Below are 13,673 nucleotides of genomic sequence, written 5' to 3' on the forward strand. Positions count from 1 at the left end.
TATAACTTATTGATTATTTTTAGTTTAATTATTCGGCTTGATGTTTAATTGGTGGTTTCGATTGTTTTTTAATGATCGAATGTTAATAACGATTTATTTTGATTTCACTTTCAATTTAATATTAAATCTCATTAGTAATACGTGCTAATGTATTATTAAATGGAATGGACTTAGATAATTACTTGTAAACTCTACTACGATACTTTGTTGTAAGTGGATAGTTATTTTTCTTAAAAAACAATAATTCAGAATATCTGAGTCCCGTCTCTATTACTTGGAAGTAAATAGAGAGCCTGTTGAAACTCTAATGCAGGTTCTCATTGGGAGGAAAACATGAAAGCTACTAAACCAATTTGTCATTACTGTGGTGATTCAAAAACGGTTAACCGGCATGGGACAGCCCAAAATGGCTATCCCAGATTCTATTGTAAAGCGTGCAAAACAACGTTTCAGACTAGCTACATCTATAAGGGTTATGAAGAGAATATCTTGCGACAAATAAAACGTATGTCGGAGGATGGTTATACGCCTGAAAGAATAAGCTATGAGCTAAAGATTGCTTTGACATCAGTACGTCAATATATGAAGTATGAGACCGTTGAACAGTAATGCTGTCAGGAAATCCCATACGAATACAGGGATAGTGTTTAGTGTGAAGTCAGCAGACGATAAAGCATGGTAATCGCGCTGCAAAGAATAAAAATAAAGGTGATTAGCTGAAAGGCGCGTTCTGAGACATTTTTAAGTAGATATTTGGCTACCGGGATCGAAAGTATTGAACCCAGACTGAGTAATACTGCCAGATGTAAATCAGTATACCCGCCCTGACCGTAAGCCAGCGCAGAAGCACCCGAAAGCAACATGGTAACAAATACCGAGGTTCCAATTGCTTGTTTGATATTCATTCCGGCATATTTGGTTAAAATCGGTAACATCACAACACCACCACCGACACCCGTTGCTCCAATAGTGATCCCGGCTGCAATACCCGGGAGAATAAAACGGGATGTCGGTGTTACTGTTTTTGTGGATGCGTCACTAATCAGGGTGACAGGATGAAACAGTTGAGTGCAAAATATAAACAGTGACAGTGCAATAGCCAGCACAATCAATATATTGATACTGAGTTGAACATATTGATGCCAGGCATCGATACTGGCTAATAGTGTGATTCCGTAGCTGGCGATCAGTGTACTGGGCAACATAACAGACAGAATAATCAGAGAACGTTTTAAGGGAATATTGCCTAAGCGAAAGTGAACGCCGGTTGATGATATCTTCATTAACATTGACATCAGATTAGCTGTTGCCACCGCCGTCAGAGTATCCATACCAAACAGCCAGATTAATACTGGTAAAACAAGTACGCCACCCCCAACACCGGTGGTACTGATAATCAGTCCCAGCAGAGCCCCAATAAAGAGTTTGGCAAACAGAGCCAGCAACATTGTCATAAGTAATTTCCGCTCAATTCCTCTGTAATAATACCACGTTAAAGATATCCCTAAACACGCTTATGAGTCATTTTCGATAACTGGAAGAAGAATCAGGCGGAGTGGCTCCAGTATAGCTGTGGGAATCAATATTTATCACAAGACATTCATCCCACTATAGTGCAATAAATAGAGAAAAATAGAATACATTCATTAACCTGACTGGAACAAAAATCAGAAATAATGAATACTGGATTTCAGTCGTGTGGTTTTTAACGAAAATAAATTTGATTTCGGTGGTACAAACGTTAAATTGACACCTGATTACAGACATAGCAAATACAGACATCAAGCGCTAAAAATAACTAACCAGAACGTTAGTGAATTTACCCATAATAAGCCATATGTCTGAAATCAATGCTATGGATGGTTGGGCATCTACAATATTAAAGGGAAATAAAAGAATATTATGGCAATCGATCTATCTAAAACGTTGGTGATAGGTATCTCAGCTACAGCGCTATTTGATTTATCAGCCGATAATGACATGTATCAGGAAAAACTACAGCAAGACCCTGATTCAGCCATGAAAGAGTTTCGTCTCTATCTACGGGGAAATGAAGATAAGCCGTTAGATGATGGTGCCGGTATGCCGCTGGTAAAATCAATACTGGCCTTGAATGAACATAAAAAAGCTAATGACGATGGTCCGGTAGTTGAAATCGTTGTGGTCTCTCGTAATGCGCCAGAGGTGGGGTACCGTGTATTAAAAGAGATTAAAAAACGCGGACTGAACATTTCCCGTTCGGCTTTTACTTCAGGTGAATCCATTAGCGATTACCTTGATGCATATTATATTGATTTGTTCCTGACAACCGATACGCAAGAAGCTAAGCGAGTGATGGATAACAATCAGTGCGCTACGGCTTTGGTATATGCGCCTAAGAAGACGATTGCACAAACTGCCTTGCCTCAACTCAGGTTTGCCTTTGATGGCGACGCCGGTATTTTTAATGCAATTACTGATGATAAGTCCGAAACATCCATTAATCCTGGCCCGCATGCCAACTTACTGATCAAATTATCTAAAGTACAAGAACGCATCTCTGAAAGCCTGGATCACTCACCGTTGCGGGTTGCGTTGATTACTTCTCAAAACAGCACCAGCGATCCGGCTGAAATGACCATGATTGATACGCTGAAGCATTGGGGTATCTATATTAATGATATTTTCTTCCTGGGTGGCTTACAGAAGTCTCGCTTCCTTAAAGCATTCAAACCGCACATTTTCTTTGATAGCCAGGATTCTCAGCAAGACGCATCTGAATTAGATATGCCTTACGCTAAAGTCATGTATACCAATCAAGCAGAGACATCAGAGGTAGAAGAGACGGAGGCGCAGGAAGAAGTAAAAAAGTCTGAAACGTCAAAAGCAGAAGCGAAAGAAACAACTGAGAAGAAACCTTCGGTAGTTGTGGAAAATGATGACGACGATGAAGATGAAGATGATGAAAAACTAACAACAGAAGCAAAGAAAAAAGAGGGTAAAGAGCTGGGCGTTTCTCTGGATGAATGCCTGAGTCCTGCTCCGCCAGAAGATTTAAGTAATTTGCTAAACAAGTTTATTCGCAAAAAACCTGCTGATGCAGAATAAGATTGTTTGACGATAAATATTAGGATCCGCTTTTCGTGATGAGTATTGAAATTGTTATTGCTGACTACCAGAATCCAGCCCAGGGAAATGATTTACTGATGTTGCTGGATGGTTATGCTCAAGACCCTATGGGGGGTGGTGAAGCGTTACCACCAGCAGTAAAGGCAAGCCTGTTGGCAGAATTGGCCAGGTTACCTCATGCCTTTACTGTTTTGGCTTATGTCGACAATAAACCTGCTGGCTTGATTAACTGTTTTCTTGGTTTTTCAACCTTTGCTGCCAAACCTCTGGTGAATATCCATGATGTAGTGGTTAGTGCCTCATTGTGGGGGAGTGATCAATATTACATAGGTTAAGGGAAAGCTGGATAAGTCCGACGCCTTTAATTGCAAGGCTTGAGGCTCAGATTGATAAAATCTTGCTATTGCATAGGAATGATTAAAACTGAGCTTTCTTGCGCTATTTATTGCATAACTATAAGCAGAAACTAAAAAGGTTTAAACAGGTTTTAAACCTTATTTAATTATCACTATAAATTCCGACCATACCAAACAACTTTCCCTATGATGCAAAAATCGTTCGGCGGGTTGTTCAAATCAACGGTAAATGACTCGTAAGCCGGGTTAGCGCTGGAAAACTTAATATCTCCCCCGGTAATCGCTGGACTAGTTTTACGAATAAGTGACCATCGATTCTAAGTACATAGATTCCCTCTTTTGCGTCAACATCAGCATGATTAATCAAGATAACATCTTTATCATTGAGAATGCCTTCCATCGAATAACCCTGAACAGATATGACGGATAGTTGTTTAGGGTCTGCGCGTAGATACTGCTCAATCCAATACTTGCGAAATGCCATTAAAAACGACGGTTCCTCTGTTTCATTCCAAGCCCCATCACCCGCCGCCGCACTGACGTTATAACGGGGGATAAAAGCAAACTCAGACGTGACGCCGCTATCATCTTTAAACTTCGGCCCTTCACCAGTAGCCAGCCATTCTATTGAGACACCCGTGTATTTTACGAGTGATAACAGATTATCTAATGTTGGTAATGTAGCCCCTGTTAGATATTTGTGTAATCCACCATAAGAAATCCCCACATCTTTAGCAAATGCACGAATACTTTGTTTAGGGCCGATAAGTTCTTTTAACCTAGTTGAAAAACTGGTTCCTATTTCATCCGCTTTAATCGGAACATTGATTCCTTTTGGAGTCGCTAGTTCCTTTGGTTTGTAACTCATTGATTCTTTTCCTCAATTAAAGCTAATAATTTAAGATTAAAAATATTCACAAAAAGAACCATTAAAAGCTTGATTGGTTCCTTTTATTGATCAATACTATTATTACTTTGTATAAGAACTATGGGTTATTACTATGCATAACTGTACAGAATCGCAGAAATTGACTCCGAATGGAATCAATAATCTTATTGACTGGCACCCAGCGGATATTATTTCAGCATTAAAAAAACGGGGAACTAACTTATCAAGGCTTTCTCGGGAGTCTGGTTTAGGCTCTCGAACACTACACAACACCTTGTATCGTAAATGGCCCAAAGGTGAAATTTTGATAGCAAATGCTCTCAACGTACAACCTGATGTTATTTGGCCTAGCCGGTACTAATGGGGTTGTTATGTGGATTACTGTTGCTGATCTTGTTGGCTGTAAAGGACTTCCATCAACTGAAAGAGGTTGCCGGAAGTTATTGGATAAAGTAGCCCTCAATATGCCCGATATTCGCCGTAAAAAGGCAGGCTCAAAGGCGTTTGAATATGACGTAAGCTATCTACCTAGTAACATTCAGTCACTAATAGAACCACACTTATTAAAACACGTCATCACATCAAGAGCACCTCAACGTAATGTGGCAAAACTGGACACAAAAAAGACAAGTAATTCATCAACACTGGATTTAATGCGTCAGTGTCCTTCGCTGCTTGAAAATAAAATAAATGAACTCACAGATAACCAGCGTCAAATTGCAGACGCAAGAATGAGTTTAGCTATTGAAGTTCTAAGAATTGAAGAGCAAGCCAGTACAAGTCGAATTCGGGCTATTCGTTTCATCATTGAACAGGCTAAAGCGGCAACGTTACCAGAAAGGTTAATGCTTGCTGTGAATAGAGCAAACGCCCGAAAAGGTTCTACAAGAGTTATTGGTGAGCGTTCTTTAAATCAATGGGTTGTTGATTATTTGCGGGGTAAGGATGCTGCTGAACGCCTCGCATTGTTAGCTCCCGGACATCATAAAGCCAAGAAGGCTGTTGAAATATCATGGCTTCCGATGTTTCTCGCCATCTACCGTCAACCGAACGGGATTTCAATTGCTGAAGCATATCGTCAATTTTGTGACGAATGGGCGGCAGTATATGAGGGGCAACCCGCAATGCTAAATGTGCTTCCCTCTCTTGATGCGGTACACCGTGCACTAGCTAAACTTCCTAAAATCACCCGAATGAAAGGCCGTGTCACTGGTGCTGCTCTTCGGGCAATTCAAACCTATGTTAAGCGTGACTGGTCACAACTAACTGTTAACGATGTTTGGATCGGTGATGGTCACGGATTAAAAATGAAAGTGGCACACCCGGAGCATGGACAGCCGTTTATTCCAGAAGTTACGCTAATTATGGATGGTGTATCACGATTTGTTGTGGGCTGGAGTATCAGTTTATCAGAAAACACCATTGCGGTTGCTGATGCTTTACGGCATGGAATGTCCCGCAATGGGCTTCCATTGTTCTACTATTCAGATAATGGTGGCGGCGAGAAAAACCATCTGTTCGATGCTGATATTACAGGTATTTTGCCACGTCTTGGCGTTGGTCATGAAACAGGTATACCGGGTAATCCGCAAGGCCGAGGCATTATAGAACGTGCTCACCAAACCATTTTGTTTCGCATTGCTCGCCAGTTTGCAACCTTTCACGGCTCCAGTGCTGATCGTGATTCTGTCCGTATCACATCACGTCAAATCGTGTCCGCAGTTAATGCAAGAAACCAAGACAAAGAGTTATCGACAACCCAACGAAACGCACTTGCAAAGCTCCCTAGCTGGAATCAGTTAATAGACGCTATTGAAAACGGTGTCGAGTGGTACAACAGCCATCATGAACACAGCGAGCTACCAAAACGCAACGGACGTCATATGACACCTGCGTCATATCGCGCAGAACTGCTGGAAAAAAACGAGTTGCACTATTTGTCTGAACTTGAACTTCGGGACATGTTCATGCCGCAAGTTGTACGCGTGGCGCAACGTGGGTGGCTTTCTGTATTCAATAACGAATATTTCGCCGAAGAGCTTATCAATGTTGATGGCGAGCGTGTTTCTGTTGCTTTCGATATTCACAGCGCAGACAGGGTCATCGTTAGAAAACTGGACGGAACGTTCGTTTGTGAAGCTGTGTTCAATGGCAATAAGCGCGCCGCATTCCCTGTCGCCTTCGTTGAAAAAGCCAGAGCAGAACGGACGAAACGCCGCCTTAATCTGGTTGAAAAGAAAGCTGAGGAAATCAAAGCAGAGTTACGCCCGGTTATTGGCATTGAAGATAAAGACTTTAGCTCCCTGCTGTCAGGTGAGTTCCAGCATATATCCGAAAATCCAGAACCGATTTTTATGTTTGAGTCAGAGCGCGAAGAGTATCGCGCAAAACAACTGAAAACCGCGAGGTAATACCATGTCTTTAATCAAAAATGAGTTAACAGAACTAATGGTGAACAAGGGCTTTAGCCAAGCCAAAGTAGCAAGGGCTATCAGTGTTAGCGGTTCAACGCTTAGCCAATATTTGAGCGGTAAATATCCGGGCAATATTACGGCGTTAGAAACCGAAATCAGCGCTTTTATTGAACGTTGCAATGAACGTGACCGGTCACACAATATTACTATTACATTTGTGATGACGCCATCCGCAAAAAAAGGATTAGAACTGATTAAACTCGCCCATGAGTGCAAGGAAATCAACGTTCTTTATGGTGAAGCCGGACTCGGAAAAACCATGATTTTAAAGCGCTATGCGGAGGAAAATAAAAATACCGTCATTTTGATTGAGGCCGACCCCGGCTACACCGCAAAAGTATTGCTTGGTGAACTATGCCGCCAATTAAATTTATCTGTTGTTGGCAACTTGCATGACCTGATTGAAGCCTGTGTCGGTAAGCTCAACGGTTCAGATATTGTCCTTATTGTTGATGAAGCAGAACTCCTGCCATTTCGAGCGCTGGAAGTCCTGCGCCGGATTTATGACCGTTCCGGAGTCGGTGTCGTTCTTGCCGGAATGCCTCGTCTGATTTTGAACCTGAAAGGCAAACGCGGGGAATTAGTCCAGCTCTATAGCCGCGTGGGATTTGCCTTGAATCTTGGAAATAGCTTACCGCGTTCTGATGTGAAGGCTATCTCAAGCAGTGTTATTGACGAATTAGACGAAGAAACTGAAGACGCTTTCTTCACTGCATCGAAGGGAAATGCCCGGCGCTTATCTAAGCTGCTGCGTGGTGCTGTTCGTGTTTGTCGTATTAACGATATGAATATCAATGCTGCGGCTGTTCAGCAATTCGCACAAATGCTGATTAATTAAGGGGGAATCATGTCACAAGTTAATAAAAATAATGCAGTGTTCACAGGCTCATTACCGAAAGTTGAATCAGCTTTGTTAGAGCTAACAGCTCAAGGAATTAATGTTACTAACGTTAATTTATGCCAGCCATCCGCACCAACAATTCACGTTGAATATAGCCCGTCTCTGGCTCGGTTTATTACTGAACGAATCGCGGTTTATTACGCTTTCGGGTGTAAAGAACGCGGGAAATATAAACAAGCTCAATATCCGCTACATGGCTGTCGTGTGGTGTGGGTTGAGTATCATCATTAATCAATAAAACAGGTGAAATATTATGGCTAAAACTCCTAAAAAACGTCTTAAATCTGCGGCAGCGGTTTATGTATCTCAATCCCGAGATGATGCTATCGCTGATATTAAAAAGATTGGCGACATAACTCGCGAGCTAATTCGCACGGAAACTGAAATGAATGATGAAATTGGCACAATTACCAAGCGTTATGTACCTGTATTAGAGGGGTTCAAATCTCAGGTTGAAACCCTTCAAACTGGCGTTCAAACGTGGTGTGAAACTAATCGTGACGAATTGACCAATAAAGGAAAAACCAAATCAGCAAACTTGATAACAGGTGAAGTTCAATGGCGAAACCGCCCACCATCTATAACCATTCGGGGTGCTGAAACGGTCATTGAAAATTTACGTCGTTTGAAGCTTGAACGATTCATTCGCACGAAGGAAGAAGCAAACAAAGAAGCCATGTTGAACGAACCAGATATTGTTAGGGGTATTGCTGGAATTACAGTCAACACAGGTATAGAGGATTTTGTCATTGTTCCATTTGAACAGGAATCCCGATAATGACTAATCGTGCTTTTCGAATTGTTTCACAACGAGCTGTCAATGCTGAGAAGTCCGGCAACTATGCGGCAGCTTATACCTACTGGCACGACGCTTCCTTGTTAGCCGTTAAGCCCGTTAACGTTTGGCATGCAGAAACCCGCCGGGACTTTTGCGCGACCTGCAACCGTTACGGATGGGGGAAGAAATATGCGAGCTAAAGAGTTTAATCAAAAATATCCGATCGGTACTGGTTTTATTTATCAACCAAATAAAATTTTACGGGGTGGTCGTGCTGTCCGAACGCTCGACAAGGCCAGAGATTTAAGCAATTGCACCACCGTTGAAATTAATTGCGAACCGTATTGGGTGAATGTTGATTCATTAACGGCAATTTCTGGAATAACTAAACAGTAATATTTTAATCAATATTTAAAGGCATTTTAAAAATTAATTGGCGTAAACCCGCCGGGGCTGGCTTACGCCAAAATCTAGAGGAATAGCAATGAAAGACAAAGAAAAATACTTAGCCAAAATTAAAAAGTTATTGAATTTGGCAAATCGCAGCTCAAATGCAAATGAAGCAGCAAACGCATTAAGTCAAGCGCAAAAAATGATGAATCAACATGGTGTTACATCAACCGATGTTGAATTGTCAGAAATCGCGGAAAGTGCCAGTAAAGGTGCGCCATCTGATGCAGCGACAATGCCTCGTTATATGAGCTTATTGTTTGGGATGATATGTCGAGCTTTTGGTGTTGATGGCTATTGGAGTTATCGAATTTCAGGTAAGTATGGAATTCCAAAACGCATCGCTAAATTTATTGGTGTGAATGAACGACCACAAATCGCAGCTTACGCCTTTGATGTGTTATCGCGACAAATAAAACGCGCTCGTAAAGAGTTTTTAACCACACAAAATAAACGAATTAAGACCAGCACAAAAACAGCCCGAGCCGATCAGTTCTGTGAAGGTTGGATCTCCGGTGCCTATAAAGCGGTAACGCCATTCATTATCCCTGATGATGAAAAAAACTTAATGGCTGTTTACATGGATAAACTTACAGAAGAACACAATTTAAAGGAAGGAAAGACCCGAGGCGCAAAAGATTGTCGGGGAAGTGATGACGCTCGCTTTTCTGGTTATTTAGCTGGTCGTGACGTTAAGTTACATGCAGCAGTTAACGGGGCAACCAATACTACTGTGTTATTGGGGGATTCATTATGACATGGCTTTGCACAGTATCAGGCCGTCAAGTTGATTACCTGAACCCAACCGCAGACAGTATCGATATTTCTGATATTGCACAAGCACTGGCCCATACGTGCCGCTATTCCGGACACGTTCGGTCATTCTATAGCGTTGCTCAACATTCCGTCATTGTGAGTCACATTGTACCAGAGTCGTTCGCTCTTGAAGGTTTGTTGCATGATGCCGCCGAGGCTTATTGCTGCGATATTCCCTCACCACTAAAACGCCTGTTACCTGATTACAAACGCATAGAGAATCGCTTTGATTGGGTTATTCGTGAAAAGTTCGGATTACCTTTACTCCCAAGCCATGAAGTGAAACAAGCTGACTTAATCGCACTGGCAACAGAGAAACTCGATCTCGGAATTGACCCACATAGAGAGTGGCCCATTTTAAACAACGTTGCTGCTATGCCCTTCAATATTGTTCCGCAATCCTCACACGTCGCAGAGGTGCTATTTATGGCTCGTTTTCGTGAGTTGTGCGGCGAACCATGCACAGGAACAGATTTACAAACCCTACAAGCGTTTGTCGCTTGCGATGGTGATGACGGCGAAGGTCAACGGCTTAACGAAAAGTTAACCAGTTTGATTAATTCCGCAGTGGAAGAAATCAAACATTATCGTTATGGGGTGAATAATGGCTAACCTCATTCAATTGATCCACATTGGAAAAAATGCGTTGCAATGGTCTGATGATGTTTACCGGGATGTTTTATACAGAATTACGGGCTGCACCAGTGCAAAGCAATGTAAGCCCGAGCAGCAACAGAAAATCCTTGATTACATGAAGGAGCAAGGCTTTACCCCAGAAAAGAAAAAAGACCACGGACGCCGCCCTAACGTTTCCGCCGGACGTCAGCGGACATTAAATAAAATCGAAGCTTTACTCACTGATGCTGAACGTTCTTGGGGGTATGCAGAAAGCATGGCGGGTCATATGTTTAAACAGCCTGTTATTGAGTGGTTGACCGACTCACAGCTAACAAAGCTTATGCAAGCTTTGATTTGATGCACGTCGCCGGAGGATAAGCGATGAATCTTGAAGAGTTAAAAGATTTCTTGCCGGGTAATATTCAGGAAGCCGCCGAAATCATCGGATATCCGGCAACGTTGAAGCTGGTCGAGAAATTGGGTGGAATCACTTTTCCGTTTAGTAAGGGAGTAGGCGCATTCGGTAAAACCCGAATTGCACTGTTAGTTCAGGCCATTGGGAAAGATCACGCAGATAAGTTAATGTCACATTTCGGCGGAGAAGATTTTTATATCCCTCGTTGTGCGGAGGCACTACGCGAACACCGTAACCGCCAATTTTTATCCGCATTTGATGATATGAAGAACGCGGGAGAATCAGCATCAATGAGCCTGACAATTCTTTGCCCTCAGTTTGGTTTTTCTGATCGTTTTGCGTGGGAGTTATTAAGTAAGTACAATCGCACCGATGCCAATAAACAAGACACCTTATTTTAAACGGAGTTAGCGCCATGAAGTTAAAGGTATTCGCAGCCACAACATTGTTAATCAGCCCATTGTTATTCGCTGGTCAGGTTGATAACTCCGCGATGGTTAAGAAGTATCATGCGCAGTTAGAGGATGTAAAAAGTCTTTTAAATGAAACAATAGTAACAACAGTCCTTAGTGTTCATATTGCTGATGCTTATCGACAGTTTGGCGGCGTTCTGCCAGAAGTTACCGCACACAGCAAGCACATTCAACGATTGAAAGAAGATGCCGAACATTTGTTCGGGAATGCATTAACTGAGACGCCATTTCCAAATTGTCGAGAACTGGTTTATGATGCCGACAAGATATGGGGATTGCGGTTGGATTTAGCGAAAACCAACAAAACACCGGGCAAAGAGATATCTTCCGCCGAGGATAAGTTTGTGAAAGCTCAAAGCGCATGTGTTAATGAAATTAAAACACCGCCTCCAGCAAAAAAAGACGAGTCAAAAACGGCGATTATCGATATAACCTCTTAACCCCCTGAACCCCATCACACCGCCTAAAACCACATAAAAAGTAACACTAACACCATCTTTAATCAGATGGTGTTTTTTTATGTCATATATCAACCGAATTGTTATCCACTGCGCCGCGACTGCCAACGGTCGCCGCCTCGCCAATGCTCGGGAAACTGCCGCCGCTGTTATTGACCGTTGGCATAAAGACCGGGGCTTCCGTCGTTCAACGCCGTTCGTTAATGAATTTAGTCCCGGCCTGCGTCATATCGGTTATCACTTTGTCATTGATACAAATGGAACCGTTGAAAAAGGCCGGGCAATTGGTGAAACCGGCGCTCACGCCAAAGGCTACAACACCGGCTCAATTGGTATTTGTCTTGTAGGTACGGATAAATTCACGCAAGCACAGTGGGAAGCACTGGCGCTGCTTTATGCTGATTTAGTCGAAAAGTATCCTCGCGCCGTTGTTTGTGGTCATCGTGACCTGTCCCCCGACCTGAACGGCGATGGGAAAATCACATCAAACGAATGGACAAAAATTTGCCCCGGCTTTGATGTTGCCGGTTGGCAAGCCCTTTTATTGTCGCCTCGCTCTGAATGGGTTTGCGAGGAAAAGCCATGAGCAATCAGAAATACCAGTCCAAAAGTGATATGACATCAATAACTGAGCGTCTGTTACAGCTCATTACCAATCCGGGAAGCGGACGGCTTTCAACCTCCGATACGTTGTTAGTGGGTGCCTTCGTGGCATCAACTATCGTGTTGATTTATTGCACCTTTACTGACCATTTAACTGAGTGGCTTTTCGCCGGATATATGGCGGCATGGGTTGTCCAGTCTCAAGCCTCAAAGCAAGCCGCTATTAAACGTGATCGGGAGGCTGGAAACCATGAGTAGCTTTCTTTCATTTGTGATGAATCACAAAGCTGTCTTTATCAAACTCACTATCAGTACCTTGCTCTTTGGTGTTGGCTGGGTTGCCGGGGCGAAGGTATCTGCCATAGCTCATAACATGACGCTTAATGACTTACAGGCCAAACACGCAAAAGCTGAATTGCAATGGGAGTCTGAGCGGAAAGCCGCCGCAGAACGCCAAAATCGGGCGTTAGATGCTGCCGTTCAAAAGCAACAGAACGCCACCACAGAAAGTCAGCGAATAACAGCACAACTGCTGGAGACACAACAGCAGTTATCAAAAACTGAACGTGAACTTAAAAAAAGGATTAATGATGCGACTAAAAGTGATGGGCGCAATTTTAATGGTATTGGCCCTTACAGCTTGCAACTCTACCGCGCCGCGCTCGGATATCCCATTGATAGTCGATGTTTGTCCGCCAATACCAGCGGCGCTACTGATTCTGCCAGTGAAACCACCTGCCCCGGAGCCGGGTTATCACCAGAAGATATCCTCGATCATATCACCGACTACGGCACCTACTGCCGCACAATCGAAAAGCAATTAATCAGCATTGAAAGTTGGGAGCGCAATAAATGACTGTTGATATTGCATTTCAAATTGCGCTAGCGCTTGCCGGGGTGTTCGGTGGGATATGGGTTAAACGTTTACAGGATGATATTAGCCGACTACAGAACGAACAGCAGGCATTAAGAAAGGAACTCTACGAACGCTACCAGCTAAAAGAAGAAGCCCACAAAGACGTAGGCTCCATCAAAGAGTTAATCGGAGAGCTGAAACAGCAACTTAACCGCATTGACAGCAAACTCGACAGGAAAGCTGATAAATGAGTAAAGCAAAAAAGACCAAGCGCTTAACCAGTCGGAGCACTGCCACAGAACTGGAAGAGTTACGAAGCATTAGCGCCCAATTAAACCGGATAGAAAGTCGTATTGACGCCATCCATCCGGCATCAGTGAAAAGCGGTACCATTGCCGGAGCTGTGGCGGGTGGTATGTCCGGCGGTCTGGTGTATGCCGCCATCGAAATTATTAAAACAATATTAAAGGTTTGACGT

General features: G+C 43.0%; 20 protein-coding genes and 1 pseudogene. 19 read left to right on the plus strand and 2 right to left on the minus strand.

Annotated features, from left to right (window positions below):
- Positions 1-647 precede the first annotated feature (647 nt).
- Positions 648-1,454 carry a sulfite exporter TauE/SafE family protein gene (locus tag GOL65_RS19720; RefSeq protein ID WP_228723162.1) on the minus strand — a complete coding sequence of 269 codons (807 nt, stop codon included), beginning with the start codon at positions 1,452-1,454 and terminating at the stop codon, positions 648-650.
- A gap of 448 nt (positions 1,455-1,902) precedes the next feature.
- Here GOL65_RS19720 and GOL65_RS19725 point away from each other — a divergent pair, with 448 nt between their 5' ends.
- Together GOL65_RS19725 and GOL65_RS19730 are read left to right on the plus strand one after the other, a co-directional pair.
- A complete protein-coding gene (locus tag GOL65_RS19725) occupies positions 1,903-3,087 on the plus strand; it encodes a 5'-nucleotidase (RefSeq protein ID WP_140917824.1) in 1,185 nt (394 codons plus the stop codon).
- 38 nt (positions 3,088-3,125) lie between these two features.
- Complete coding sequence (locus GOL65_RS19730) at positions 3,126-3,443, plus strand: GNAT family protein (RefSeq protein WP_140917823.1); 318 nt, start codon at positions 3,126-3,128, stop codon at positions 3,441-3,443.
- A gap of 235 nt (positions 3,444-3,678) precedes the next feature.
- On the opposite strand, the gene GOL65_RS19735 is transcribed toward GOL65_RS19730, so the two are convergent.
- The gene (locus tag GOL65_RS19735) at positions 3,679-4,332 is read right to left on the minus strand and encodes a LexA family transcriptional regulator (protein ID WP_228723164.1); all 654 of its coding nucleotides are present in this window, start codon (positions 4,330-4,332) and stop codon (positions 3,679-3,681) included.
- A 133-nt stretch (positions 4,333-4,465) separates the two neighbouring features.
- Between GOL65_RS19735 and GOL65_RS19740 the strand changes: the two genes are divergently transcribed.
- The 17 genes and pseudogenes from GOL65_RS19740 (at position 4,466) to GOL65_RS19820 (ending at position 13,670) form a co-directional block, all read left to right on the plus strand.
- Positions 4,466-4,714 (plus strand): helix-turn-helix domain-containing protein, encoded by a 249-nt coding sequence (locus GOL65_RS19740; RefSeq protein ID WP_130590485.1) that lies wholly within the window; start codon positions 4,466-4,468, stop codon positions 4,712-4,714.
- Positions 4,715-4,724: 10 nt separating this feature from the next.
- Positions 4,725-6,764: a Mu transposase C-terminal domain-containing protein gene (locus tag GOL65_RS19745; protein WP_140921522.1), complete on the plus strand. Its 2,040-nt coding sequence runs from the start codon at positions 4,725-4,727 to the stop codon at positions 6,762-6,764.
- 4 nt (positions 6,765-6,768) lie between these two features.
- Positions 6,769-7,665 (plus strand): AAA family ATPase, encoded by an 897-nt coding sequence (locus GOL65_RS19750; protein ID WP_140921521.1) that lies wholly within the window; start codon positions 6,769-6,771, stop codon positions 7,663-7,665.
- Positions 7,666-7,674: 9 nt separating this feature from the next.
- Entirely contained in the window at positions 7,675-7,959 is a 285-nt protein-coding gene (locus GOL65_RS19755; protein ID WP_179038117.1) for a hypothetical protein, read from the plus strand.
- Between the two features lie 22 nt (positions 7,960-7,981).
- On the plus strand, positions 7,982-8,506 hold the full coding sequence (locus GOL65_RS19760; protein WP_140921519.1) for a host-nuclease inhibitor Gam family protein: 525 nt from the start codon (positions 7,982-7,984) through the stop codon (positions 8,504-8,506).
- On the plus strand, positions 8,506-8,706 hold the full coding sequence (locus GOL65_RS19765) for an ANR family transcriptional regulator (protein WP_140921518.1): 201 nt from the start codon (positions 8,506-8,508) through the stop codon (positions 8,704-8,706). Before GOL65_RS19760 ends, GOL65_RS19765 begins: the two co-directional genes overlap by 1 nt.
- Positions 8,696-8,902 (plus strand): hypothetical protein, encoded by a 207-nt coding sequence (locus GOL65_RS19770; protein WP_140921517.1) that lies wholly within the window; start codon positions 8,696-8,698, stop codon positions 8,900-8,902. Before GOL65_RS19765 ends, GOL65_RS19770 begins: the two co-directional genes overlap by 11 nt.
- A gap of 88 nt (positions 8,903-8,990) precedes the next feature.
- On the plus strand, positions 8,991-9,713 hold the full coding sequence (locus GOL65_RS19775) for a DUF2786 domain-containing protein (RefSeq protein ID WP_140921516.1): 723 nt from the start codon (positions 8,991-8,993) through the stop codon (positions 9,711-9,713).
- Positions 9,710-10,219: pseudogene (locus GOL65_RS19780) on the plus strand (HD family hydrolase); the annotation flags it as partial. The gene GOL65_RS19775 and the pseudogene GOL65_RS19780, both read left to right, overlap by 4 nt.
- A gap of 157 nt (positions 10,220-10,376) precedes the next feature.
- Positions 10,377-10,748, plus strand: a complete 372-nt coding sequence (locus GOL65_RS19785) for a gp16 family protein (RefSeq protein ID WP_179038505.1) — start codon at positions 10,377-10,379, stop codon at positions 10,746-10,748.
- A 23-nt stretch (positions 10,749-10,771) separates the two neighbouring features.
- Positions 10,772-11,206 (plus strand): Mor transcription activator family protein, encoded by a 435-nt coding sequence (locus tag GOL65_RS19790; RefSeq protein WP_140921514.1) that lies wholly within the window; start codon positions 10,772-10,774, stop codon positions 11,204-11,206.
- Positions 11,207-11,220: 14 nt separating this feature from the next.
- Positions 11,221-11,718 carry a hypothetical protein gene (locus GOL65_RS19795; protein WP_140921513.1) on the plus strand — a complete coding sequence of 166 codons (498 nt, stop codon included), beginning with the start codon at positions 11,221-11,223 and terminating at the stop codon, positions 11,716-11,718.
- Between the two features lie 79 nt (positions 11,719-11,797).
- A complete protein-coding gene (locus GOL65_RS19800; RefSeq protein WP_179038118.1) occupies positions 11,798-12,322 on the plus strand; it encodes an N-acetylmuramoyl-L-alanine amidase in 525 nt (174 codons plus the stop codon).
- Positions 12,319-12,597: a hypothetical protein gene (locus GOL65_RS19805; RefSeq protein WP_228723027.1), complete on the plus strand. Its 279-nt coding sequence runs from the start codon at positions 12,319-12,321 to the stop codon at positions 12,595-12,597. Before GOL65_RS19800 ends, GOL65_RS19805 begins: the two co-directional genes overlap by 4 nt.
- A complete protein-coding gene (locus GOL65_RS19810) occupies positions 12,590-13,195 on the plus strand; it encodes a hypothetical protein (RefSeq protein WP_140921511.1) in 606 nt (201 codons plus the stop codon). Before GOL65_RS19805 ends, GOL65_RS19810 begins: the two co-directional genes overlap by 8 nt.
- Entirely contained in the window at positions 13,192-13,446 is a 255-nt protein-coding gene (locus GOL65_RS19815) for a hypothetical protein (protein ID WP_130590468.1), read from the plus strand. The genes GOL65_RS19810 and GOL65_RS19815 overlap by 4 nt, the downstream gene beginning before the upstream one ends.
- Positions 13,443-13,670 (plus strand): hypothetical protein, encoded by a 228-nt coding sequence (locus GOL65_RS19820; RefSeq protein WP_140921510.1) that lies wholly within the window; start codon positions 13,443-13,445, stop codon positions 13,668-13,670. The genes GOL65_RS19815 and GOL65_RS19820 overlap by 4 nt, the downstream gene beginning before the upstream one ends.
- Positions 13,671-13,673: the final 3 nt, after the last annotated feature.

It is taken from the genome of Limnobaculum xujianqingii (assembly GCF_013394855.1).
GTDB lineage: Bacteria > Pseudomonadota > Gammaproteobacteria > Enterobacterales > Enterobacteriaceae > Limnobaculum > Limnobaculum xujianqingii.